Origin of the sequence: Nocardia australiensis (assembly GCF_020733705.1) — a bacterium.
In the GTDB taxonomy this organism is placed as follows: domain Bacteria; phylum Actinomycetota; class Actinomycetes; order Mycobacteriales; family Mycobacteriaceae; genus Nocardia; species Nocardia australiensis.
In genome coordinates, this window is sequence record NZ_JAJFZM010000016.1 from 91883 (window position 1) to 114794 (window position 22912).

Annotated in this window: 17 protein-coding genes and 1 pseudogene; 12 read left to right on the top strand and 6 right to left on the bottom strand. The window is 65.9% G+C overall.

Annotation, left to right across the window (positions count from 1 at the left end):
- Positions 1 to 148: 148 nt before the first annotated feature.
- The 5 genes from LKE06_RS27755 (at position 149) to LKE06_RS27775 (ending at position 7278) form a co-directional block, all read left to right on the top strand.
- The gene (locus LKE06_RS27755; RefSeq protein ID WP_228002298.1) at positions 149 to 1234 is read left to right on the top strand and encodes a ComEA family DNA-binding protein; all 1086 of its coding nucleotides are present in this window, start codon (positions 149 to 151) and stop codon (positions 1232 to 1234) included.
- The gene (locus tag LKE06_RS27760) at positions 1231 to 1521 is read left to right on the top strand and encodes a hypothetical protein (RefSeq protein WP_228002299.1); all 291 of its coding nucleotides are present in this window, start codon (positions 1231 to 1233) and stop codon (positions 1519 to 1521) included. Before LKE06_RS27755 ends, LKE06_RS27760 begins: the two co-directional genes overlap by 4 nt.
- The gene (locus LKE06_RS27765) at positions 1518 to 4220 is read left to right on the top strand and encodes a ComEC/Rec2 family competence protein (RefSeq protein WP_228002300.1); all 2703 of its coding nucleotides are present in this window, start codon (positions 1518 to 1520) and stop codon (positions 4218 to 4220) included. The genes LKE06_RS27760 and LKE06_RS27765 overlap by 4 nt, the downstream gene beginning before the upstream one ends.
- Before the next feature lie 553 nt (positions 4221 to 4773).
- A complete protein-coding gene (gene holA, locus LKE06_RS27770) occupies positions 4774 to 5739 on the top strand; it encodes a DNA polymerase III subunit delta (RefSeq protein WP_228002301.1) in 966 nt (321 codons plus the stop codon).
- 303 nt (positions 5740 to 6042) lie between these two features.
- On the top strand, positions 6043 to 7278 hold the full coding sequence (locus LKE06_RS27775; protein ID WP_228002302.1) for an LCP family protein: 1236 nt from the start codon (positions 6043 to 6045) through the stop codon (positions 7276 to 7278).
- 138 nt (positions 7279 to 7416) lie between these two features.
- Here LKE06_RS27775 and LKE06_RS27780 read toward each other — a convergent pair whose 3' ends face one another.
- The 4 genes and pseudogenes from LKE06_RS27780 to rpsT all read right to left on the bottom strand — a co-directional run bounded on the left by LKE06_RS27780 (position 7417) and on the right by rpsT (position 8725).
- Positions 7417 to 7680: a hypothetical protein gene (locus tag LKE06_RS27780; protein ID WP_228002607.1), complete on the bottom strand. Its 264-nt coding sequence runs from the start codon at positions 7678 to 7680 to the stop codon at positions 7417 to 7419.
- 49 nt (positions 7681 to 7729) lie between these two features.
- Positions 7730 to 7822, bottom strand: a pseudogene (locus LKE06_RS27785) (hypothetical protein); the annotation flags it as partial.
- A 135-nt stretch (positions 7823 to 7957) separates the two neighbouring features.
- Entirely contained in the window at positions 7958 to 8224 is a 267-nt protein-coding gene (locus tag LKE06_RS27790) for a hypothetical protein (protein WP_228002303.1), read from the bottom strand.
- Positions 8225 to 8464: 240 nt separating this feature from the next.
- Positions 8465 to 8725, bottom strand: coding sequence for a 30S ribosomal protein S20 (rpsT, locus tag LKE06_RS27795; protein WP_228002304.1), 261 nt, complete (start codon positions 8723 to 8725; stop codon positions 8465 to 8467).
- A 258-nt stretch (positions 8726 to 8983) separates the two neighbouring features.
- Between rpsT and LKE06_RS27800 the strand changes: the two genes are divergently transcribed.
- From LKE06_RS27800 to LKE06_RS27815, 4 genes are all read left to right on the top strand, one after another.
- Positions 8984 to 10711: a circularly permuted type 2 ATP-grasp protein gene (locus LKE06_RS27800; RefSeq protein WP_228002305.1), complete on the top strand. Its 1728-nt coding sequence runs from the start codon at positions 8984 to 8986 to the stop codon at positions 10709 to 10711.
- Positions 10711 to 11685 carry an alpha-E domain-containing protein gene (locus LKE06_RS27805; protein WP_228002306.1) on the top strand — a complete coding sequence of 325 codons (975 nt, stop codon included), beginning with the start codon at positions 10711 to 10713 and terminating at the stop codon, positions 11683 to 11685. Before LKE06_RS27800 ends, LKE06_RS27805 begins: the two co-directional genes overlap by 1 nt.
- Positions 11682 to 12524 (top strand): transglutaminase family protein, encoded by an 843-nt coding sequence (locus LKE06_RS27810; protein WP_228002307.1) that lies wholly within the window; start codon positions 11682 to 11684, stop codon positions 12522 to 12524. The genes LKE06_RS27805 and LKE06_RS27810 overlap by 4 nt, the downstream gene beginning before the upstream one ends.
- A gap of 174 nt (positions 12525 to 12698) precedes the next feature.
- Positions 12699 to 13484: an aquaporin gene (locus tag LKE06_RS27815; protein ID WP_228002308.1), complete on the top strand. Its 786-nt coding sequence runs from the start codon at positions 12699 to 12701 to the stop codon at positions 13482 to 13484.
- A gap of 36 nt (positions 13485 to 13520) precedes the next feature.
- On the opposite strand, the gene LKE06_RS27820 is transcribed toward LKE06_RS27815, so the two are convergent.
- The gene (locus LKE06_RS27820; protein WP_228002309.1) at positions 13521 to 14072 is read right to left on the bottom strand and encodes a type II toxin-antitoxin system PemK/MazF family toxin; all 552 of its coding nucleotides are present in this window, start codon (positions 14070 to 14072) and stop codon (positions 13521 to 13523) included.
- A gap of 197 nt (positions 14073 to 14269) precedes the next feature.
- Here LKE06_RS27820 and lepA point away from each other — a divergent pair, with 197 nt between their 5' ends.
- The 3 genes from lepA to LKE06_RS27835 all read left to right on the top strand — a co-directional run bounded on the left by lepA (position 14270) and on the right by LKE06_RS27835 (position 20856).
- Entirely contained in the window at positions 14270 to 16141 is a 1872-nt protein-coding gene (gene lepA / locus LKE06_RS27825; RefSeq protein WP_228002310.1) for a translation elongation factor 4, read from the top strand.
- A gap of 284 nt (positions 16142 to 16425) precedes the next feature.
- The gene (locus LKE06_RS27830; RefSeq protein WP_228002311.1) at positions 16426 to 18948 is read left to right on the top strand and encodes a hypothetical protein; all 2523 of its coding nucleotides are present in this window, start codon (positions 16426 to 16428) and stop codon (positions 18946 to 18948) included.
- 111 nt (positions 18949 to 19059) lie between these two features.
- A complete protein-coding gene (locus LKE06_RS27835; protein WP_228002312.1) occupies positions 19060 to 20856 on the top strand; it encodes a dynamin family protein in 1797 nt (598 codons plus the stop codon).
- A gap of 10 nt (positions 20857 to 20866) precedes the next feature.
- Here the strand turns inward: LKE06_RS27835 and LKE06_RS27840 are convergent, their stop codons facing one another.
- The gene (locus tag LKE06_RS27840; protein WP_372477437.1) at positions 20867 to 22834 is read right to left on the bottom strand and encodes a glycoside hydrolase family 15 protein; all 1968 of its coding nucleotides are present in this window, start codon (positions 22832 to 22834) and stop codon (positions 20867 to 20869) included.
- Positions 22835 to 22912: the final 78 nt, after the last annotated feature.

The following is a 22912-nucleotide window of genomic DNA, read 5'->3' on the forward strand; positions in this document are numbered from 1 at the left end:
CCTCACGCCCGGATGGTGTCGACCCGTGGTCGCGTCCGAAACCTGATTGATCGCAACGTTTTCCACAGGGCGACGGTTATCCACAGACATATCGAAAGGCCTGGTCGTTGCAGGTCTCTAGGTGCCGAATGTCATTACGTTCAATGGCATGTCACGACACGACGAGCGCGAGCGAACCCGGCGGCGACTCTGCGCGCTGACGACCAGGGTCGGCGCCAGCAGGACTGCGGGCACGGGGAGTGCGAAGGGATCGGTCTACGCGAGTTCGCGTGGGAACAAGCAGTTCGACGAGTCGGATTACGCCGGACGCCCGGGTACCGCCGGGCAGCCGGGCAGCTCGGGGCGTTGGGATGAGGAGCACTTGCGGCCGGAAGCGGCGGACTCCGTGGGGAGGAATGCCGACGCGGGGGATTGGGAGGACGAGGTCGGCGAGGTGCGTACACCTGGCTGGTTGGATATGCCGGGGCGGGCTGCGACATGGCGGGATCGGCTTGTGCCCGACCGGTTTCGGGGTGCTCGGCTCGACCCGGGCCGACGAGGTGTGCTGACGCTGGCCTTGGTGGGGTTGGCGGCGGTGGTTATCGCGACGGTGGTGGTGCTGCGGGAAAAGCCCGTCGCCCAGTCGGTAGCGCCGATACCCGTGGCGCGGACGACTTCGGTTGCTCGCCCATCGGTCTCGGGCGGGATACCCACTTCCGCACCCGCTGGCGAGCCCCAGGCCGCTACTGGTCCAGACAATGTCGTGACCGCCGAAGTGGTGGTCAGCGTCGTCGGGTTCGTGCATCACAGCGGACTCCAGAGGTTGCCCGGCGGGTCTCGAATCGCCGACGCCATCGCGGCGGCAGGCGGCGCGAAAGAGGGCGCGGATATCAACGGGCTCAACCTGGCTCAGCGTCTGCAAGACGGCGACCAGGTGGTCGTCGGCGCTATCGGCCCGAATTCCGGACCACCACAGCCGGGCAGCGTCACGATCACCGCGGCCGATCGCATCCCCGGCGCTCAGGCGCCCCGCTCCGGATCGGCGCCTACCCCAGCGACATCCGGGCGTACCAATCTCAACACCGCGACCGAATCCGATCTCGACGCCCTACCCGGCGTCGGCCCGGTCACCGCCCGCGCAATCATCACCTGGCGCACCACGAATGGCCGATTCACCGAAATAGAACAACTCAGCGAGGTCGATGGCATAGGCCCGGCTCGACTGGCGCGTCTTCGGAACCAGGTGATGGTATGAGCGTCGGCACCGAGGAAATGGGCGCGGTGCGGGTGAACATGGCACACCTCGACGAGGAGCTGGGCGACGCCGTCGACTTCGCCACGCTGCCAGGCGTCGGCCTGGTCACCGCTGGCTCAATCATGGCTCGGTACAACATAATCAGCCGATTCGAGCGGCTTACCCCGTTCGGGTTCACCTCACTCGACCATCTTTGTCGCGCACCCGCAATCCGGCGGCAGCGCATGGGCGACGTTGATGGCCGAGCTCCCCGACTCACGCGTCGTCGGGAACTGGTGACGGTATGAGGCGCCGCGGTGACGAGGAGATGGGTGCCGTGCGGGCGGACCCGGCGCGGGGTGCAGATGAGCAGGTCGAGGCCGAACCGGGACAGGAGCCGACGGTGCTCGATGCGCGGTTGGTGCCAGCGACATTGTTGTGTTGGGGCACAACAATTGTGGCGCTCGCCGGCGGATGGGTAGTCGGTCTGGTGCTGGCCTGTGGGCTGGTGGTGCTGGCCATCGGGTTATGGGTGTCGTTGCTGTGGGCGATGGCGCATCGGAGCGAGCGGTGGCGGGTGGTGGCGGTTGTGACCCTGGCGGCCGTGCTGCTGGGGGTGGGTTTCGCGGTCGCGGGTGTATGGCGGGAGCATCGGGCGGCCACGCATCCGTTGCGTATGGCCGTCGGCGCGACAGTGCGGGTGGTGGTGACGCCGACCGATGACCCGAAACCGATACGCTCCCTATCGTTCACGGGTGAGCGTCGGTGGACGGTGCGCGCGAGCCTGCGTGAATACCATCGTGGTGAGGTGACGGTCCGGGCCGGTGGTTCGGTGGTAATTCTGGCGTCGGGGCCGGAGTGGGAGAGCCTGCTGCCGGGACAGCCGCTGGAGTTTCGTGCGCGAGTGGATCAGCCGTGGCAGCGCGATCTTACGGTCGCGACCTTGCGGGCGCTCGGAAAGCCGGTCGTTGCCGGTTCGCCGCCGTGGTGGCAGCGCGCCGCCGGATCGGTGCGCACCGATTTCGCCGCGGCGGCATCGCACGCCCTTTCGCCCGATGCGGCGGGCCTGCTGCCCGCACTGGTCATCGGGGATACCTCCGCGCTACCCGACCACATCAGAGACGAGTTCAAAATCGCTGGTCTGCAACATCTTTGTGTAGTCAGCGGCGCGAATTTCACGATCCTGCTCGCGGTGGTGCTGTTGGTCGTCCGTGTGCTTACTCTCGGCCCGCGCCTGGCCGCGACGGTAGCCGCGGTCGCGCTGCTCATGTTCGTTGTCGTCGCGAGGCCGGACCCAAGCGTGCTACGGGCGGCGGCCATGGGGGCTATTGCGTTGCTGGCCCTGGTAACCGGTCGGAGAAAGCAGGCACTGCCCGCATTGTGCGCCGCGGTGATCGGGCTGCTGGCGATATGGCCGGAGCTGTCGGTGCGGGCCGGTTTCGCACTGTCGGTCATCGCGACAGCGGCACTGATTCTGTTGGCGCCCAGTTGGGCCGACTGGCTGCGAGCTCGTGGTTGGTGGCGACTCCCGGCGGAGGTTGTCGCGGTGTCAGCGGCCGCATTCGTTATTACGACCCCGCTCATGGTCGCGCTCACCGGACAGCTCAGCCTGGTCGCCGTTGCCGCGAATGTGCTTGTCGCGCCGGTCGTCGCGCCGTTGACGGTCATCGGTGCGGCCGGTGCCGTGCTGTCGGTGGTCTGGTCACCGCCCGCCGAACTCGTATTGCGCTGCGCCGGGCCACCGATGTGGTGGCTGTTGTCCGTGGCCGAACGTGCGGCCGCTTTGCCCGGTGCTTCGGTCAGTGTTCCCGGCGGGCCGGTCGGCGGCCTGATCGCCGCGATCATTGTGGCGGTAAGCGTGTGGTCGCTGCGCTGCGCGATCGTGCGCAGGTTCGTCGCCGCGACAATTCTCGGCCTTGCGGCGGTTTTCGTACCGATCCGAATCTGGCATCCCTGGTGGCCGCCGCCGGGTTGGGTGCTCGCGATGTGTGATGTTGGTCAGGGTGACGGACTTGCTGTTTCGCTGGGTGACGGCGCCGCAATGGTGATAGACGTAGGACCCGAGCCCCGCGCCATCCGCACGTGCCTGGATCGCCTGCGCATCAAGCGGATTCCGCTGCTGGTTCTGACCCACCCGCACGCCGACCACATCGGCGGGCTGACCGGCGCCATCGAGGGCCGACCGGTCGCGGCACTAGCTGTCGGGCCTGGTGAGCTCCCGGCAGTGCCGGGGCTGCGGCGAATGGAAGCCGAAGCACTCGACGGTAACGGCACCGCAGCCTCCAACTCGCGGGGCACTGCGGCCGATTCGTGCGCGAAAACGGCCGAGATGCCTGCACCGGCCGTCGCCGCGTGCGCACCGGCGTCACCTCGAACCGGTCCGAAGGAGGCCGCGCAGTCGAGCCCGACCGGTCACGACTCCCTACGACTGAGCGCCGCGCGCGGATCGCCGACCGATGCGCCTGGTTCCTTAAAGGGCTCGAACGACGGACCGGCGCAAGTCGCCGACTTGGCCGCACGTGCGAACATCCCTGTCGTCGAGCTGACCGCCGGTCGCGAATTCCATTTCGGTACCGTCGAATTGGAGGTGCTCGCACCGGCGCCCGGGATACCCGGCCGCACCGGAAGGGCCGCGGCCGACGACGCCAATGATCGCTCGATCGTCCTCGCCGCCAGCACATCGGCGGGCCGGATACTGCTCACCGGCGACATCGAGGCTCCCGCGCAACACCGCCTACTCAACACCGCGGCCCCCGTCCAAGCCGACATCCTGAAGGTGCCCCACCACGGATCACGAACCACCACACCGGAATTCCTGGCAGCCGTCCACCCGCGCCTAGCCCTGATCAGCGTCGGCGCCGACAACACCTTCGGCCACCCCAACCCCCGCCTCCTCACCGACCTGGCCGCCCTCGGCGTCAACGCGATCCGCACCGACCAACGAGGCGACGTAGTGGTGATCGGGTCCGGTGGCGAACTTCGCGTCACAACGTCTCGGAAGTCGTGACCGAAGTCGAGCGGAGAGTTGGTTCGTTACTGCTCGGTTGCGCTCGTTGGTCACTCCGTGTGGTCCGGCTCCGCGCTGCTGGCCGTGTTGGTGCTGTACTGCCTGATACGAAGGAACCGTTTTAGGTGGCAGGTGCTGCGTGGCGGATCCGTCCCTTACCGCTCGGATCGCACCGTCACCTGTGCCGTGGGTTCGGCGCCGTGCTGACTTGCGTTGGTGCGGCCGGCCACCCGGTACGAGCAATGTTGTTTTGGGCTACCGCGCCGGACTAAGAAAACAGGGCTGACGTGCCGCTGAGGTCGAGCGCTAGTGGGTCACGCTATCGCGGCGCCGCCAGCGAACTGGACGGCGCGGCGCGCGAGTGGCGGACGGCGTGCGAGCCGGGGGCCTGGTGCGATGCCCCGGAGGTGTCGGCGGGGACTGTAGACAGGTAGGGAATTGGTGCGATGACTGGAGGTGTCGGTGGGGGAACGTACGATCGGGGCCGTGAGCGAGCGCGGCGGGCGAACGATGGGTGCGGCGACTTCGGACCGAACGGGAGCGAGGTGCGGTCGTGAGTGAGGGGGTTGCGTCCGTGCAGCTGGTGCTCGGGGATGAAGAGTTGTTGATCGAGCGTGCGGTGGCGGGTATTTCCGCGCGGGTGCGGGCTGCCGCGGCTGATGCGGTGCCGGTCGATCGGTTGCGGGCGGGCGATGCGAGTACCGCGGAGCTGGCCGAACTGTTGAGCCCCTCGCTATTCGCCGAGGAGCGGCTGATCATTCTGGAGTCGGCTGCTGAGGCAGGCAAGGACGCGGTCGCGGTTATCACCGCGGCTGCGGCGGATCCGCCCGTGGGCGCGGTGCTGGTGGTACTGCATTCGGGTGGCGGCCGGGCCAAGGCGTTGGCGCCTGCGTTGCAGAAAGCCGGGGCCGAGGTTCACAACTGTGCCAAATTGACCAAGGCGGCCGAACGAGTCGAGTTCGTGCGCGGCGAGTTCCGGACCGCGGGGGCACGGGTGTCAGGTGATGTCGTGCAGGTGATGCTGGAAGCGGTCGGCTCGGACCTGCGTGAACTCGCTGCCGCCTGTTCGCAGCTGGCTTCCGACACCGGCGGCAAGATCGACGTGGCGGCCGTGCGGCGTTACTACTCGGGCCGAGCCGAGGTGACGGGTTTCGATGTCGCCGAACTGGCGGTGGCGGGTGACCGTCCCGGCGCGATGGAGGCACTGCGCTGGGCCAATGATCGCGGCGTCCCGCATGTCCTGCTGGCCGACGCACTCGCCGACTCCGTGCACACCATCGCCAGGGTGGGGTCGGCGGGCCGCGGCGACCCGTTCAAGCTGGCCCAGCACTTGGGCATGCCGCCGTGGAAGGTGAAGAAGGCCCAGGCCCAAGCTCGTGGCTGGAGTTCGGCCACCATCGGCTCCGCACTCCAGGTCGTGGCGGCCCTGAATGCCGACGTCAAGGGTGGCGCCGCCGACGCCAGCTACGCGCTCGAACACGCCCTCACCCAGATCCTCGACCTGCACACCGCCAGCTGAGGGAATCGCCCACGCGGGTGGTTCAGCAAAGAATGTCTCACCTACCGCCCGTGGGGGCGGCGTTTGCCTCGAACCGGGAACCAGCGCCTCTCGCGTACGGTTGGCAAATCCCGCTGACCAGCATGGTTAATCGACTTTAGCGGATACCGGACAGGCGTCAGCCATGGCAGTCTGGTATCAGCTATGCATGAGCAATTCGGGTCAGAACGCGTCGATCCTGCCGAGCGCACCCGCACCGCCCGCGCTCGGCGCCATAGCGTGCGCGAACTACACCGCCGCTCGTCGCGGTGGCGGGTGGGCCGAATGATCGGGAAGGTGATCGTCGGCGTACTGTCGGCGGCCGCGCTGGCGGCCACCGCTATCGGCTGGGGAACGGCGGGCAGTTTCGAGAACGGTTTTTCCAGGTCGTCGGCCCTCGACGATGATGCGCCGCGTTCACTCGACGGCGACATGAACATCCTGCTGATCGGCCTGGATACCCGCAAGGACCCGGACGGCAACAATCTCCCGGAGGAGATTCTGTCGCAACTGCACGCGGGCGACGGCGAGGAAGGCGGCTACAACGCCAACACGCTGATCCTCGTGCACATCCCGGCCGATCTGAAGAAGATCACGGCCGTCTCCATCCCGCGCGACGACTACGTATCGGTCACCGGCATCCCCGGCTACAGCAAGGCAAAGATCAAGGAAGCCTACGGACTGAAGAAAGCCGCCGTGCAGGACCAGATGATCAAAAAGGGTGTCACCGATCCGAAGACCCTCGAGCATGCGGGCCGGGAGGCGGGCCGGGCATCCATCGTGCAGACCGTCCGCAACCTGACCGGTGTGCCGATCGACCGGTTCGCCGAGGTGACACTGGCCGGTTTCTACGATCTGGCCGAAGCGCTGAACGGTGTCGAGGTCTGCCTGAAGAAGCCGGTGCAGGACCTCGAATTCTCCGGTGCCGATTTCCCGGCGGGCCGTCAGCGGCTCGACCCGGCCCAAGCGCTTGCCTTTGTCCGTCAGCGACATGGCCTGGAGAACGGTGACCTGGACCGGACCCATCGCCAACAGGCGTTCCTCACCTCCGTCGCCAGAGATCTGCGCCGTTCCGGAACCTTCGCCGACGTCGGGAAGTTAGCGGCGCTGATGGATGTCGCGCACCGCAATATCGTGCTGTCGAACGACTGGAATGTGACGGACTTCCTGCGCACTGCCGGCCAGGTCGACAGTCCGACCGTTGAATTCCGCACCCTGCCGGTGCTGCGCTACGACGTGATCAACGGCCAGGACGTCAATATCGTTGACCCGGCCGCCATCCGCCGCGAAATCCGCGCCGCCTTCAGCGCAACCGATCCGGCCGCCCCCGCGACTACCACTGCTCGAACCTCGGCCGCACCCCCGACTGCGGCGATAACGACGACCGCAACCCCAACACCAACCGCCCGAACCTCCGAGCGTGCCGGTGCATCGGTCAGCGGATCATTAACTCCCACACCGGATGTCGGCAAGCCTTTCGAAGACGACATCACCGGCGACGCGATTCCGTGCGTGAACTGACGCGGCTCTCGTCCCAATGCCCAATGTCCAATGCCCCGAATTCGCACAGTCGCTGACCCAGTGGCGATCTCGGTGCTCAGCACATTCGCGCCGGTACGCTGTGGGTGATCTACCAAATACGTTGGCTTGCCGCTGTTTTCAGGTGCGGTGCCGGTTCGGGCGCGCACCGCACCCCCGGCAGACTGCTGAGCACTCGGTACCGCGGATCGGCGCGAGTGAAATAGTGGCTCCCCCGGTCAACCACCATCCGACTCGCGGCGATGCCGACTCAGCGCCCCGCACCTTCAGGTCGCCGATGGTGACCCATCGAGTCATCGGCCGGTTCAGGAAGACGTACGGGAAGCCGAGGTCGATGGCGCTGACCTGTTCCAGGCGGGGCAGGCGCTCGGCATAACTCGACATCCAGCACGCCGAGGTTGTCCGCCAGCTGGGCGGCGGTGCGTGCCCCGATGATCGGTGCGGTTGTGCCGGGGTTGCGGAGTGCCCACGCCAGCGCAACCTGCGATGTCGTCCTATCCGCTTGTGCCGCAACCTCTTTCAACACCTGGCACTGATGCCTATCCAAGGCCCCGACCGGCGGACCATTCGCTACCGCGCGACGGACGCCGCTTCCCAGGCGGCATTGGATCGGCTGGCGGCCGAGTCCTGATACAGGGAATGCCGCGATGTGGTCGAGCTGTTATTCGACGGAGCTGAGGATCGCCTCTTCTTCTTCCTCGTCGGCCTCTTCGTAACGGCCGTCCCACTCCTCATAGAACGGGACCTCGTCGTCGCGGGTGACGATCCACTCCAACGAGACCGCGCCCTCGCCTGCCGGAATCATGATGTTCTCGATCTTGATACCAATCTGCAGAACATCAGCGGCCCGGATGACATCGGCCAGGTCCTCGGACCGAACCACTGTCTGGTTGGCATACAACGTGATGGTGTTGCGGTCGTCGTCCAACGGAAACTCCAATCATTAGTGGAACAGTGCTGACGAGTGCCCTCGCTCCGCAGACCCTACCGCCGACGGTCGGGAAGCCGAGCGTTTGCCCGAGACCGTTCACGCACCATTCGTCTCCCTGGACTATCGCCGCAGATCACCGGCGGCTTCAGATTTCGGAGACGACAAAAGCCGCCGTGGTCGTCGAGGCCACGGCGGCTGCGTCAGAAGCAGAAGCGGTATCTCGCGATACCGGCTGAATCAGATCTTGTTGAGGGCCAGCGCGAGGGCCGACTTCTTGTTGGCGGCCTGGTTGGCGTGGATGACGCCCTTCGAGGCGGCCTTGTCCAGCTTGCGGCTGGCGAACTGCAGCTGCTCGGCAGCCTTGTCCTTATCGCCCGCGGCCGCCGCCTCGCGGAAGCTGCGGATCGCGGTGCGCAGCGCGGACTTGACCGACTGGTTGCGCTGACGCGCCGCCTCGTTGGTGCGGATCCGCTTCATCTGGGACTTGATGTTGGCCACGCCTGTTTCCTCGTGTTCCTGTCGCTGAATGGACTGTGCTGAAAAGTTCGGGAGCGTGCGACACACCCGAGGTAATTCGGTAACGCAACGCCGAAGATCGAGGGTACCAGCCGTCGCACAGCACACGAAATCGTGGTAAACGCCGAGGTAGGACCCGCCGATCGGCAGAACGAGATTTTCGACTGAAATGCGGGAGCGATGCAAGAATTCAACCTGCGTCTCACACGGCAAAGCCGCTGCATGGCGCACGATTCTTGCATGACCTCCGCCTCGCCGCCGCGCGCGGCCCGCGCTGCTGTGCCGTCATCGGTCCGGTCGAACCTGCCTACCGGTAGCCATAGCAGAGGGGTGCCGCAAGGACTGTTCGAAGGCTATCGGCCGGGTCGATTCGAGCGAGCGTTCGACGAGGTGTTCGATAGCGCCGGCCGAGTGCGCCAGCCCTACAAGGGGATTTTCGCCGCACTGGCGCCGATCGATGTGGCTGATCTGGCCGCCCGCTCCGACGCCCTGGACCGGGCCTTCATCAATCAGGGCATCACCTTCTCACTGTCGGGGCAGGAACGACCGTTCCCGCTCGATCTGGTGCCGAGGGTGATCGCGGCGGCGGAGTGGAACAAGCTCGAGCGTGGCATCAAACAGCGGGTGACGGCGCTGGAGTTGTTCCTCGCCGACGTGTACGGCGAGCAGAACATCCTGCGCGACAAGGTGATCCCGAGGCGCCTTGTCACCTCCTGCCAGCACTTTCACCGCGAAGCCGCAGGCCTGGTCCCGCCCAACGGGGTCCGTATCCACGTCGCGGGTATCGACCTGATCCGTGACGAGCACGGCGAGTTCCGCGTACTGGAAGACAATCTGCGCTCCCCGTCGGGCGTCTCGTATGTGATGGAGAACCGGCGCACCATGGCCAGGGTCTTCCCCGATCTGTTCTTCTCGCATCGGGTGCGCGCGGTCGGCGACTACCCGACCCACCTGTTGCGTGCGCTGCGCGCCTCGGCCGCGCCGAACGAGGCCGATCCGACGGTCGTCGTGCTCACACCGGGTGTGTACAACTCGGCGTACTTCGAGCACTCGCTGCTGGCCAGGCAGATGGGGGTGGAGCTGGTCGAGGGCCGTGACCTGTTCTGCCGCGACAATGTCGTCTACATGCGCACCACGGCGGGGGAGCGGCAGGTCGACGTGATCTATCGCCGCATCGACGACGCCTTCCTCGATCCGATGCACTTCCGGCCGGATTCGGTGCTCGGCGTCGCCGGACTGGTGAACGCCGCGCGAGCGGGCAATGTGGTCATCTCCAGCGCGATCGGCAACGGCGTCGGCGACGACAAACTGATCTACGCCTATGTCCCGACGATCATCGAGTACTACCTCGGTGAGAAGCCGGTGCTGCCGAATGTCGACACCTATCGCTGCTGGCTCGACGATGAACGCGCGGAGGTGCTCGACCGGATCGGCGAGCTGGTGATCAAGCCGGTGGAGGGTTCCGGCGGTTACGGCATCGTCATCGGTCCGGACGCCTCGGCGCGCGAGTTGGAGGCGACGCGTCGCAAGATCAGGGCGAATCCGCGGGGGTGGATCGCGCAGCCGGTGGTGCAGTTGTCGACGGTGCCGACCAAGATCGGCGACGAGTTGGTGCCGCGCCACGTCGACCTGCGGCCATTCGCGGTCAACGACGGCGACGACATCTGGGTGCTGCCCGGCGGGCTGACGCGCGTCGCGTTGCCAGCGGGCTCGTTGGTGGTCAATTCGAGTCAGGGCGGCGGCAGTAAGGACACCTGGGTGCTCTCGGGGCGGGCCTCGCCCGCCGACCGCGAGCTCGCCGGTGACGAGCTGGTGAGCGATCCGCCCCAATCGGATACCCGGGAGCTGGGCCGGGGTCTCACCACCGATCAGGCGAATCAGCAACAACAGCAACAACAGCAGGAACAGCACCAGCACTCGTTGGGGCCGGTACCGGGCCGACGGCCGGGGTCAGGGGTGGTGGCCTGATGCTGGCCCGCAACGCCGAATCGCTGTATTGGATCGGCCGGTATGTCGAACGGGCCGACGATACCGCCCGCATTCTCGATGTCGCGGTGCATCAACTACTCGAGGACGCGACGGTCGACCCGGACCGGACCTCCCGAGTGCTGTTGCGCGTGCTCGGAATCGAGCCGCAGGCCGGTGAGCTCGACGTCTGGTCGGTCACGGATCTGGTCGCGTTCAGTCATGATCGCGGCGGCTCGATTATCGACTCGATCGTCAATGCTCGCGAGAATGCCAGGGGCGCGAGGGAAGTCACCTCCAGCGAAATGTGGGAGTGCCTCAACGCCACCTATATCGGCCTGTCGGTGGCGGAGCGGGCCGCGCGCAGTCTCGGCCCGCACGAGTTCTTCCGCTATATCAAGGACCGGACCGCGATGTTCGCCGGTCTCTCCGATTCCACCCTCAGCCGCGACGACGGCTACCGCTTCCTGCTGCTCGGGCGCTCCATCGAACGCGTGGATATGACGGTGCGCCTGCTGCTTTCGCGTGCCGGGGACCGCACCTCCTCACCAGCCTGGGTGACCGTGCTGCGCTCGGCGGGCGCGCACGACACCTATCTGCGTACCCATCGTGGCGCACTGGACGCTAACCTGGTCGCCGAATTCATCCTGCTCGACCGACTGTTTCCGCGTTCGGTCTTCCATTCGGTGCGGGTTGCCGAAACCTGTCTCGCCGAGCTCGATCAACGGCCCAACAGCCGGGTCGGTGCTAGGCACGAGGCGCAGAGGCTGCTCGGCCGGGCCCGCAGCGAACTCGAATTCCTGCCTCCGGGTGTGCTTTTGGAGGACCTGCAGACCCGGCTGCTCTCGTTGCAGACGACCTGTCGCGAGGTCAGCGAGGCGATCGCGTTGCAGTACTTTCACGCCGCGCCCTGGGTGGCCTGGACCGATCTGCGCAGCAGCCATGACAACCACGTGCGGGTGGAAGGTGAATTGTGAGCTGGCGAATCCGGGTGGTGCACACCACCGGCTATGTGTACGACGCGCCGGTCACCCGGTCGTTCAATGAGGCCAGGCTGACCCCGCGCGCCGACAGCAGGCAGAACGTCATCCTCAATCGCGTGGAGACGGTGCCCGCCACGCGGTCCTATCGCTACACCGACTACTGGGGTACCGCGGTAACGGCCTTCGACCTGCATGCCCCGCACACCGAACTGGAGGTCACCGGTTCATCGGTAGTCGAGACCGAACCATTCGCGAGCCCGGCCGAGGAATTGTCGTGGGAACAGTTGCGTTCCGAGTCGATCGGTGACCGTTTCGACGAAATGCTGTCGGCCACCACCTACGTACCGCGCAACAGAAAACTGGACACCATCGCCCGGCAGCTGGCCAAGGGGGTCGCACCGGCGAAAGCCGTGGTCCGCGCCGCCGAATGGGTGCACGAAAACATGGACTACACCGCGGGCACCACCTCGGTGCACACCTCGGCCGTGCAGGCGTTCGCCGAACGCAAGGGAGTCTGCCAGGACTACGCGCACCTGAGCTTGGTGCTGTTGCGCAGTATGGGGATCCCCAGCCGCTACGTCTCCGGCTACCTGCACCCCGATCCCGCCGCCGAGATCGGCCATACCGAGGCAGGCCAATCGCATGCCTGGATCGAGGCGTGGACCGGAATGTGGTGGGGCTATGACCCCACCAACAACATCGCCATCAACGAACAGCATGTTTCGGTCGGCGTCGGGCGCGATTACGCGGATGTGCCGCCGTTGAAGGGCATCTTCTCGGGCGGCGGATCGACCGACCTTGCGGTCGTCGTCGAGATAACCCGCCTCGCGTAGCCACCCGATAGGCCGGCGAAAAAAGCCGTCCTGGTGCCGAGGTTGTTGTGGAGCACATCGACCTCGCGTAACGTCCGAGCAGATCGACAATTTTCGCCGGTATCGAACGCCTAGGACCTGCATGACCAGTGCTCCCCGTGTTCGCGGGGGTCATCCTCTCGGAAGGTGACGAGTATGCCTACTGCTCAGGAAGTTGTCGAAGAGGCCGCCGAACTAGAACCGACTCCCGAGGTCAAGAAGTGGGCCGCGGAGGCGCTCGGCACCTTCATTCTGGTGATCGGTGGTGTCGGTACCGCCGTGCTGGCAGGCAACCGGGTCGGCGCGCTGGGGATCGCGCTCGCCTTCGGCCTCGCACTGATGTTCCTGGTTTATACGATCGGGCCGATCTCCGGCTGCCACGTCAATCCCGCCGTCACCATCGGCCATCTGCTGCTCGGGCGACTGTCGGCGATCAGCGCCGCAGGCTATGTGATCGCCCAGCTGATCGGCGCGTTCCTGGCCGGTCTCGTACTGTTCGCGCTCGCCAAGAACCTGCCTGCCTACGACCGGGCGATCGACGGGCTCGGCGCCAACGGCTGGGGTAAGCACAGCCCGTCGGCGCAGACCGGACCGCTCGGCGGGGTCGTCGTCCAGAACGGTTACGGCTTGGCCGCGGTGATCATCATCGAGGTCATGCTGACCGCGGTGCTGGTGTTCGTGGTGCTGGCCTCCACGGATCAAATCTCCGATGTGCCGATGGCAGGCTTGGCCATCGGTGTCACCCTCGCGGTCATCCACCTCATCGCCATTCCCGTGGACAACACGTCGGTCAACCCGGCTCGCAGCCTCGGCGTCGCGCCCTACCAGGACGGTGCGATGGGGCAGGTGTGGGCGTTCATCGTGTTCCCGCTGATCGGCGGCGCGCTGGGCGCGCTGATCTACGGTCTGTTATACGGCCGCTCCCGCGAGATGTTCGCATGAGTTCTGTACAGCGATTACCCGCGACGTGTATTCGCCTCAGCTCCAGTGATATTCGATGACCAGACGGTGCGCGACCAGGTCGAAGGTCTTGCGCGCCACGATCGCGCCCTCACGGCGTATCCCGTCCTCGGGCACGTCGAGCACCCGATCGAGCCGGACCCAGCTCGGCCTGCCCTCGTGATCCCAACTGCCGCTGCCGATTCCGACCCAGTTGCGATCGTGCGCCCGCTGCGGATTCGATGACAGCATCAGGCCGAGCAGGGTGCGGCTGTCGCGGCCGACGACGAGCACCGGGCGATCTTTGCCATTGTTCGGGTCTTCCTCGTAGGGCACCCAGGTCCACACGATCTCGCCGGGGTCGGCGCGCCCATCCAGTTGGGGCGCGTAGACGATCTGACGGGCGCGCTGCGCGGTCGGCACCCCCACGCCCGCCGTCGGACGCACCGGGACGGTGGGGGTGCGGCGCTGCGCGAGGCTGCTGACCAGCTTGTCCACCAGCTTCGGTCCCTGCTGCTTGACGAACTTGGGACCCTGATCCTTCGCGATGATGCCTAACTGCTTGCCGAGAGAGTTCCAGCTTCGGGCCATCTCAGCAGAATAACGGCGCGCCCACGTTCGTTCATCCGTGCCGGAATTCGACGGGTTTCGCGGCGAATTTGCCGCTTGCGCGCCGAATCCGCCGTCGAGTATCGCCCGCGTGCATCGACTGTGATCTGGACTACGGCCAACCGATGGCAAATGGCGTGCACCGCTCATGGGACGATGGACGAAGTTTGCCGATACCCATGAGGAGTGGAGTGCCCGCCAGCTTCGCCGACACGACGTTCACCGATCCCGCGCGGATCCGGAACTTCTGCATCATTGCGCACATCGACCACGGAAAGTCGACGCTGGCCGATCGCATGCTGCAGTTGACCGGTGTGGTCGAAGAGCGGCAGATGCGCGCCCAGTATCTGGACCGGATGGATATCGAGCGTGAGCGCGGTATCACCATCAAGGCCCAGAACGTCCGCCTGCCCTGGACGATCGAAACGCCAGGTGGATCCGAGGACTACGTCCTGCACCTGATCGATACGCCGGGGCACGTCGACTTCACCTACGAGGTGTCGCGTGCGCTGGAGGCATGCGAGGGCGCGGTGCTGCTGGTGGATGCCGCACAGGGCATCGAGGCGCAGACGCTGGCGAATCTGTATCTCGCGCTGGACAAGGATCTGACGATCATCCCGGTGCTCAACAAGATCGATCTGCCCGCGGCCGACCCGGACCGCTATGCGGCCGAGATCGCGCACATCATCGGTTGCGAGCCCGACGACGTGTTGCGGGTGTCGGGCAAGACCGGTGTCGGGGTGACGGAGCTGCTGAACGAGGTCATCAAGCAGGTGCCCGCGCCGGTAGGCAATCCCGACGCACCCGCCCGCGCGATGATCTTCGACTCCGTCTACGACACCTACCGTGGCGTTGTCACCTATGTCCGGGTGGTGGACGGCAAGATCATTCCGCGCGAGAAGATCAAGATGATGTCGACCGGCGCGACGCACGAACTGCTCGAGGTCGGCATCGTGTCCCCGGAGCCCAAGGCCACCAAGGGCCTTGGCGTCGGCGAGGTCGGTTACCTGATCACCGGCGTGAAGGATGTGCGTCAGTCGAAGGTCGGTGACACCGTCACCGTTGCCCGCAACGGCGCTATCGAACCGCTCACCGGTTACCGGGAGCCGCGTCCGATGGTCTATTCCGGCCTCTACCCCGTCGACGGCTCCGACTACCCGGACCTGCGCGACGCGCTGGACAAGCTGCAACTCAACGACGCCGCGCTGACCTACGAGCCGGAAACCTCCGTCGCGCTCGGCTTCGGTTTCCGCTGCGGGTTCCTCGGGCTGCTGCATATGGAGATCACGCGCGAACGACTACAGCGCGAGTTCGATCTGGACCTGATCTCCACCGCGCCGAACGTGGTGTACCGGGTGGAGATGGAGGACGACACCGAGCACGTCGTCACCAATCCCTCGTACTGGCCGGAAGGCAAGGTGCGCAACGTCTTCGAGCCGGTGGTGAAGTGCACGGTCATCTCGCCGAGCGAGTTCATCGGCTCCATCATGGAGTTGTGTCAGCAGCGTCGCGGCGAGCTCGGCGGCATGGACTACCTGTCGGAGACGCGCGTCGAACTGCGCTACACCATGCCCATGGCCGAGATCATCTTCGACTTCTTCGATTCGCTGAAGTCGCGCACCCGTGGCTATGCCAGCCTCGATTATGAAGAGGCGGGCGAGCAGCAGGCGGCGCTGGTGAAGGTGGACATCCTGCTGCAGGGCGAGGCGGTCGACGCGTTCTCGGCGATCGTGCACCGCGATGCCGCCCAGGCCTACGGCCACAAGATGACAACCAAGCTGCGTGAGCTCATTCCGCGCCAGCAATTCGAAGTGCCGATTCAGGCCGCAATCGGCTCGAAAATCATTGCCCGCGAGAACATTCGGGCCATCCGCAAGGACGTGCTCGCCAAGTGCTACGGCGGTGACATCAGCCGTAAGCGCAAGCTGCTGGAGAAGCAGAAGGAAGGCAAGAAGCGGATGAAGACCATCGGCCGGGTGGAGGTTCCGCAGGAAGCCTTTGTCGCCGCGCTGTCTTCGGACGCCGCCTCCGACAAACCCAAGGGTAAGTAGGGCGTTCGAGTAAATTGTCAGAGACTTCTTAATCTTCGCCGCCGCGGCTTCGTCGCGCGATTGCGACGAGGACTTGGACATACGGATTATGCCTGGTGGCACTACCTTTTAAAGAGGGTGCCCAGTATGCAATGCCCCCAAAGTAGAGGGCTTCCGTTCTGTTAACCAGCGTGGCAGGGTTGCCGGAGAATGTGACAGCTGCGATTTCCGGAAATATCGTTAGATGATCTTCACTCGGTCTCCCGGCGCGGTGAGGATGCTGGAAACCCGAGAGTGGAGCTTGCATGACGAGTGACCTGCCATTCGACAGCGATGACACCAACGCTGACGACCGTGCGGGCGATACGGCGTATCGCGTTGCGACCGGTGTCGCACGGGTGGCGAGGGCCGGCGCGTATGTCACCGGTGGCGCGCTGGTAGCTGCCAACGGTGGCGGCGTACCCGCGCAACCGGATTCGCAGCGGCTCGACAGCTGGCACACCGGTTGGGCTCGCAGCACCGATCCGGAACCGGACGCGCCGAGCCCCGTCGTCACTTTTCCCGAGCCGGACCCGGATTCGGTGCCTCCACCACCGATCCGCGATGTCAGCCACGGTTTCCATCCGCCGACCGGCGAGGCCGCACCGCCCGCCTGGCAGCCGCCGGTGCCCAAGTGGCAAGAAGGTGGTCCTGGCCCGAACTCGTTGCCGAGTCAGGAGCAATACCACGACGGCTGGCGCACCCCGCACGACACGGCCCCCGGGGGATACGCACCGTCGATCCCGAACCGGGAGGATTATCGCGATGGCTGGCGCACACCCAACGACACGGCCCCCGGGGGACACGCACCGTCGATCCCGAACCGGGAGGATTATCGCGACGGCTGGCGCACACCCAACGATGCCGCCCCCGAGGCGCACGCCCCGACGATCCCGGGGCCGAACATCCATATCCCGCAGATTCCCGATTGGCGCAGTGGCGGCGAGGACGGCGGTCACGGCTTCGGTCTGCCCGGGCATGGCCTCGGCCCGGCCGGACATGGTTTCGGACTTCCGGATGGCGCGGGCTTCGTGCCGCCGGGCTCCGATATCTTTGGCCTGCCCCGCCTTCCGGCGCACGCCGAGGAGAAGGCCGTCGCCGACAGGTCGGTGTCCGGCAGTGACGACGACGCGGCCCCGACCCATCACCTCGACGGTATCGGCAGCCATGCCTTCGATGGCCACGGCTTCGGTAACCATGGTGTGGATGGCACCACGTTCATGGGTAACGGGTTCGCGGGCAACGGTTTCAACGGCCACGACGACGGTCTCGACCATGGTGCCGGCGGCGCGGGCAGCCATCTCTTCGACGGTATCGGCGACAACGACTTCGGCGCGTATCTCGGCGTGCAGGCCGATGCGCACATTCACACCGGGTTTCATATCGATGTCGGTATCGGCCCGGGCGGCGCATATGTGAATACCGACCTGCGGGTGGAAGCGTCCGCCGGGATGAAGGTCACCGCCGCGGCGGGCAACAATGTCGGTGATCAGGTCGATCGCTACAGCGACTGGCTCGATAGCTCCACACCGGGTGCGCATCCGGGGAGCCCGGCGCGTTCGACGACGGATCATCATGGGGCGGCGGGAAATTCAGGTTTCGGACCCGCCTCACAGGGGGTCGGCGCGAGCGTGGGTCAGCCCGCACTGCCGACCGTCGCGGCGCAGCCAATGGTCGCGGCAACGCCCATCGCGCCGGTTGCGCCTATCGCGCCGCCGCCGCCCGCGGCGCCCGCGGCGCCAGTGGTGAACGTCGCGCAGCCGGTCGCGGCCACCCCGTTGCAGACCACGATCCAGCCGGATATCGCGAGCACCCCGGTCGCCAATGTCCTTGCGCCGCCACCTGGTCCGTCACCGCTGACAGCGCCCGCCGCAGCGGTTCCCGCGCTGTTCGAGACCTCGCGTCCGGCACCGGTGAAGCCGGTGGTGGGCGATCACGGCAATACCGGCGATTCGTCGCATTCCGGCGGTTCGACAGTGCCGACACATCCGACGACGGTCACCGCGACCATCCCCACCCCGAGCTTGCCCAAAACACCGGACGGGACTACCCACACGCCGGGCACGGGTATCACCACGAAGCCGATCCCGGGAACCGGGACCGACATCGATCCGACCAAGCTGCCGAGCGTCACACTGCCACACCCGACGCAGGTCACCCCGACCCACACCGTGCCCACGACAGTGGATGACGATGTGACCACGCCGAGCACCGGTGGCGCGGGCTCGACCAAGCCCGGCACGGGAGGCGTGACCACACCGAGTACCGGTGGTGACGTATCCACCCCCAGCACCGGCGGTGCGGGTGCCACCGGTCATCCCGCACCGTCCACGAACACCCAGCCGACCGTGGCTGTTCCGACCGCCGACATTCCGACCGCGGATGTGCCCACCCAGTACCCATCGCAACCCACGGTGTCGCACGGCGCGACCGTGCCGACCCAGACCGTGCCGACGATGGACGTCGACATGCCGACAGTGCAGGTGCCGACCGCGCAGGTGCCGACCGCGCAGCTGCCGACCGCGCAGGTGCCGACGATGCCGGTGCCGACCGCGCAGGTGCAGCCCCCGGCAGGCGTGGATCCCAAACCGCATGCCATCGCGGGTGATTTGGGATGGGGCGGGTTGCTCGACCCACACAACGCGTCCCTGCTGGTGCCGGTCGGCGATGAGCACGCGGCGCTGACGGTCATGGCGGCCGACGGTCTGGCCACGCCGCTGATGTCCGATGCGACCGTCGCCGGGACTCATCACCTGATGCCGGGCGGACTGGACATTGTGTTGATGTAGGCGGGTCGCACCGCAGTAGCCGGACGTGGGGCGCTTACACGGTCCCCGCGCCACCATGTCATCGTTTATCGAAGACATCGTTGATCGAAGAAGCGAGTGTGAGGAGGGGCGTTGTCTGCCGCAGCCGGGCTGGAGGCCGTGACGGTGAAACACCCGAACGCGATGGCGCCGCTCATCCGGATTCTCGACGAACTGCGGGAGATGACCCGGTCCGCGGGGCGTGACGACCTGGGTGGACGCCTGAACATGGTCCGGGCCAGGGTCAGCGACCCCCGGGTCAGGGTCGTGGTCGTCGGTGACTCGAAGAACGGGATGAGCACCCTGGTCAACGGGTTGGTCGGCGCGGAGGTCAGCGCCACCGACAGTACGTTGAGCGTCCCGGTGATCGTCGAGTACGGACCTGAACCGACCGCGACCCTGGTGAAGTCGCTCGGCAATGGGCGCACTGAACGTCAGTCGGTGGATCCGCTGGACCCGGCCCCGGCATTGCGCGCCGACGGTGTGATCCGCGCCGAGTTCACCGAGCCCGCCGCATTACTGGCCGACGGCGTCGTGGTGATGGACGCGCCCGGCGCCGATGCCGACGACCACACCACCTGGTCGATGATCGCCGCCGCCGACGCCGTGCTCTACGTCGGTGCGGCCGCCGCCGAACTCGGACCCGAACAGATCACCCAGTTGCAGCGCATCCAGCAGGTGTGCCCGACCGTGGTGTGCGTGCTCAACAAGATCGACCTGTATCCGCAATGGCAGCAGGTTCAGCAGCGTAACCGGGAACTGCTCGACGCGGCCGGGCTCAGTTTCGCCGTGGCGCCGGTCTCCGCGCAACTGCACAGGCAGGCGGGAAATTACCAGCGCGACATCGAATCCGGTGTGCCGCAGCTCATCGATCACCTGCGCGACTATGTGGTGGCCCGGGCGGACACGGTCGCTATCGACGCCGCGGTGCAGGACATCCGGCTGGTCACCGATCATCTGGCGACGACGCTGCGTACCGAGGCGGATGCGTTGCGTGACCCGCGCAGGCGCGCCGAGATTACGTCCCAATTGACCGCGGCCCGCGATCAGGCCGACCAATTGCGGCAACGCTCGGCCAATTGGCAGATCACTCTCGTCGACGGCAGTACCGAGTTGATGGCCGACATCGAACACGACCTGCGTCACAGGTTGCGCAGCCTGGTTCGTGACGCCGAGGCCGAGATCATCGAATCCGACCCGGCTCGTCGCTGGAAGGAGTTCGGGACCGACCTCGACGCGCGTATCTGCGAGGCTGTCGAGGAGAACTTCGTTATGGCGCACTACCGCTCGGTGGAATTGTGTGAGCAGGTGGCCGCGCGGTTCCCCGCCGACAACCGCACCCCGCCGCTGCCGGATCTGCGACTGTCCAATCCCGGTGAGGTGCTGGAATCGGTCGCGCCGTTGGAACCGTTGGTGAGCGCGAAATCCGGCGTGTTCACCCAGCTGCTGACCGCCATGCGTGGGTCCTACGGCGGCCTGCTCATGGTCGGCTTGCTCACCAGCCTGTTGAAAATGCCGCTGGTGAACTGGTATTCGGCCGCCGCCGCGGTGCTGCTCGGCGTCAACGCGCTGTGGGACGACCGCAAGGCACGCAAGCAGCGCCGCCAGGCCGAGGCGAAGGTCGCGGTCGCGCGACTGATGGACGATGTGATCTTCCAGGTCGGCAAGGAATCGCGAAACCGGTTGCGCGCCATGCAGCGCACGCTGCGCGACCATTTCACCGATACCGCCACCAGCGTGCTGCGCACCGCCGACGAAGGGCTGCGCGCCGCCGAGGAGGCGTCTGGAAGGTACGGTGACCGCGGCGAAGCGCGCATCGCCGAACTCGACACCCAACTGGGCAAGTTACGCGGATTGCGTTCGAGCGCAGACGATCTCGTCCCGGTCTAGCGTCGGTCGGTTACATGCCCAGGGTGTGCGCGGGCTGGAATCCGCCGCTGTAGCGCGTACCCTCGGCCCTGATCACATGTGTTACCGCGTTGATCAACGCCAGATGGGTGAACGCCTGCGGGAAGTTACCCAGATGGCGTCCGCTGCGCGAGTCGATCTCCTCGGCGTAGAGCCGCAGCGGGCTCGCATAGCCGAGCAGGCGTTCACACAGGTGCCGGGCCCGCTGCAATTCGTCGATCTCCACCAGCGCCGACACCAACCAGAACGAGCAAATGGTGAACGTGCCCTCCGCGCCGGACAATCCGTCATCGGTGGTCTCGGTGCGATACCGCAGCACCAAACCGTTCTCGGTGAGGCGGTCGGCGATCGAGAGCACAGTCGCGCGCACCCGGTGATCGGTGGGTGGCAGGAACCGGGTCAACACCACGAGCAGCAGCGAGGCGTCCAGGGTGTCGCTGTCGTAGGTCTGTGTGAAGACCCCGTCGTCGTTCACGCCGTGCTCGAGTATGTCGGCCTTGATCTCCTCGGCGATGGTGTACCACTGGGTCGCGTATTCGAACTGACCGTGCAATTCGGCCAGTTTCGCACCCCGATCCAACGCCACCCAGCACATCACCTTCGACGAGGTGAAGTGCTGTGGTTCGCCGCGCACCTCCCAGATGCCACGGTCTGGCTCCTGCCAATGCGCGATAGCCGCGTGCACCTGACGTTCCAGTAGCGGCCACAGCGATTCCGGAACCTGCTGGCGCGATTTCACATGCAAATACACCGCGTCGAGCATGGTGCCCCAGATATCGTGCTGGTTCTGGTTGTACGCGTTATTGCCGACGCGGACCGGGCGCGCGCCGTCATAGCCGGACAGATTGTCCAGCGTGGACTCGGTGATTTCCCGTTCGCCGCCGATACCGTAAAGCACCTGTAGCGGAACAGGTTCCCCATCGTCATCGGTGCAGGCGTCATTGAGGAATGCGAAGAAATCGTCTGCCTCGCGATCGAGACCGAGGGTGTACAACCCCCACAGTGCGAAACTCGAATCACGGACCCAGGAGTAGCGGTAGTCCCAATTACGTTCCCCGCCTGGTGTTTCCGGCAACGATGTGGTCGGTGCGGCCATCAACGCGCCGGTCGGCGCATAGGTGAGCCCCTTCAATGTGAGCGCGCTGCGCTGTAGATAATTGCGCCACGGATGGTCCGGGAAATCCCCCAATGTGATCCACTGGCGCCAGCATTCGGTCGTCGCCCACATTTTCTGCGCCGCGTCCGCGAAGGTGCGCGGGGCGGGCAATTCCGACCATGTCAAAGCGATGAAAACCTCGTCGCCCTCCTGCATCCTGGTCCGGGCCCGCGCTTCGCGGCCCTCGAGTCCGAGCCGGAGATCGGTGGTCAGCACCAGTGTCGGGCCCGCGCTCGGATCCAGCGTGCGCACCGCCGTCGCCTCCTCGTACACCTTGCCGGTGTACTCCCAACTCGCCGCGCCGCGGTGATAGTCGAAGGCAGGCTCACAGCTCATCTCCAACTCCACCGTGCCGTTCACGCATTTCACCGTGCGCAGCAAAATGTGTTCGGCATCCCAATCCAGCGGTGTTCGCCGATACGTCTTGCTGCGTTGATCGGTGTTATGCCACGGGCCGAGCACCAGCGCGTCGCGCACGATGATCCAGCCGGTCTCGGACTGCCAGGTGGTTTCCAAAATCATCCCGCCGGGCAGATAGCGACGTGCGGCAGGCACATTTACCCCATAGGGGCCGATCCGGAAATGCCCCGCACTGCGGTCGAGCATGGCGCCGAAAATGGTCGGCGAATCCGGGCGAGGTATACACATCCACTCGACCGCGCCGTTGCTGGCGATCAAACAGGTCGACTCGCAATCCGATAGGAAGGCGTAATCATCGATCGGCGGAAAGGCCGCATGATGGTGCGGCATGAGCGGTGCACTGGGAATCGGCAGCTCACCGGAAGGATCATCATAAGACGCCATACTGCAGTCTAATTTGTGGCGTCTGTGCGCCACCGGAGGCCACGTACTTCAGTGCTGGTTCTCGTAGGTGCGCGCGAG

What these genes read in the sequence shown, in the direction of transcription:
- LKE06_RS27755 (WP_228002298.1), top strand. Translation starts at nt 149, where the DNA reads ATGTCACGACACGACGAGCGCGAGCGAACCCGGCGGCGACTCTGCGCG.
- LKE06_RS27760 (WP_228002299.1), top strand. Translation starts at nt 1,231, where the DNA reads ATGAGCGTCGGCACCGAGGAAATGGGCGCGGTGCGGGTGAACATGGCA.
- LKE06_RS27765 (WP_228002300.1), top strand. Translation starts at nt 1,518, where the DNA reads ATGAGGCGCCGCGGTGACGAGGAGATGGGTGCCGTGCGGGCGGACCCG.
- LKE06_RS27775 (WP_228002302.1), top strand. Translation starts at nt 6,043, where the DNA reads ATGATCGGGAAGGTGATCGTCGGCGTACTGTCGGCGGCCGCGCTGGCG.
- LKE06_RS27780 (WP_228002607.1), bottom strand. Translation starts at nt 7,680, where the DNA reads ATGTCGAGTTATGCCGAGCGCCTGCCCCGCCTGGAACAGGTCAGCGCC.
- LKE06_RS27800 (WP_228002305.1), top strand. Translation starts at nt 8,984, where the DNA reads ATGACCTCCGCCTCGCCGCCGCGCGCGGCCCGCGCTGCTGTGCCGTCA.
- LKE06_RS27805 (WP_228002306.1), top strand. Translation starts at nt 10,711, where the DNA reads ATGCTGGCCCGCAACGCCGAATCGCTGTATTGGATCGGCCGGTATGTC.
- LKE06_RS27815 (WP_228002308.1), top strand. Translation starts at nt 12,699, where the DNA reads ATGCCTACTGCTCAGGAAGTTGTCGAAGAGGCCGCCGAACTAGAACCG.
- LKE06_RS27820 (WP_228002309.1), bottom strand. Translation starts at nt 14,072, where the DNA reads ATGGCCCGAAGCTGGAACTCTCTCGGCAAGCAGTTAGGCATCATCGCG.
- lepA (WP_228002310.1), top strand. Translation starts at nt 14,270, where the DNA reads ATGAGGAGTGGAGTGCCCGCCAGCTTCGCCGACACGACGTTCACCGAT.
- LKE06_RS27830 (WP_228002311.1), top strand. Translation starts at nt 16,426, where the DNA reads ATGACGAGTGACCTGCCATTCGACAGCGATGACACCAACGCTGACGAC.
- LKE06_RS27840 (WP_372477437.1), bottom strand. Translation starts at nt 22,834, where the DNA reads ATGGCGTCTTATGATGATCCTTCCGGTGAGCTGCCGATTCCCAGTGCA.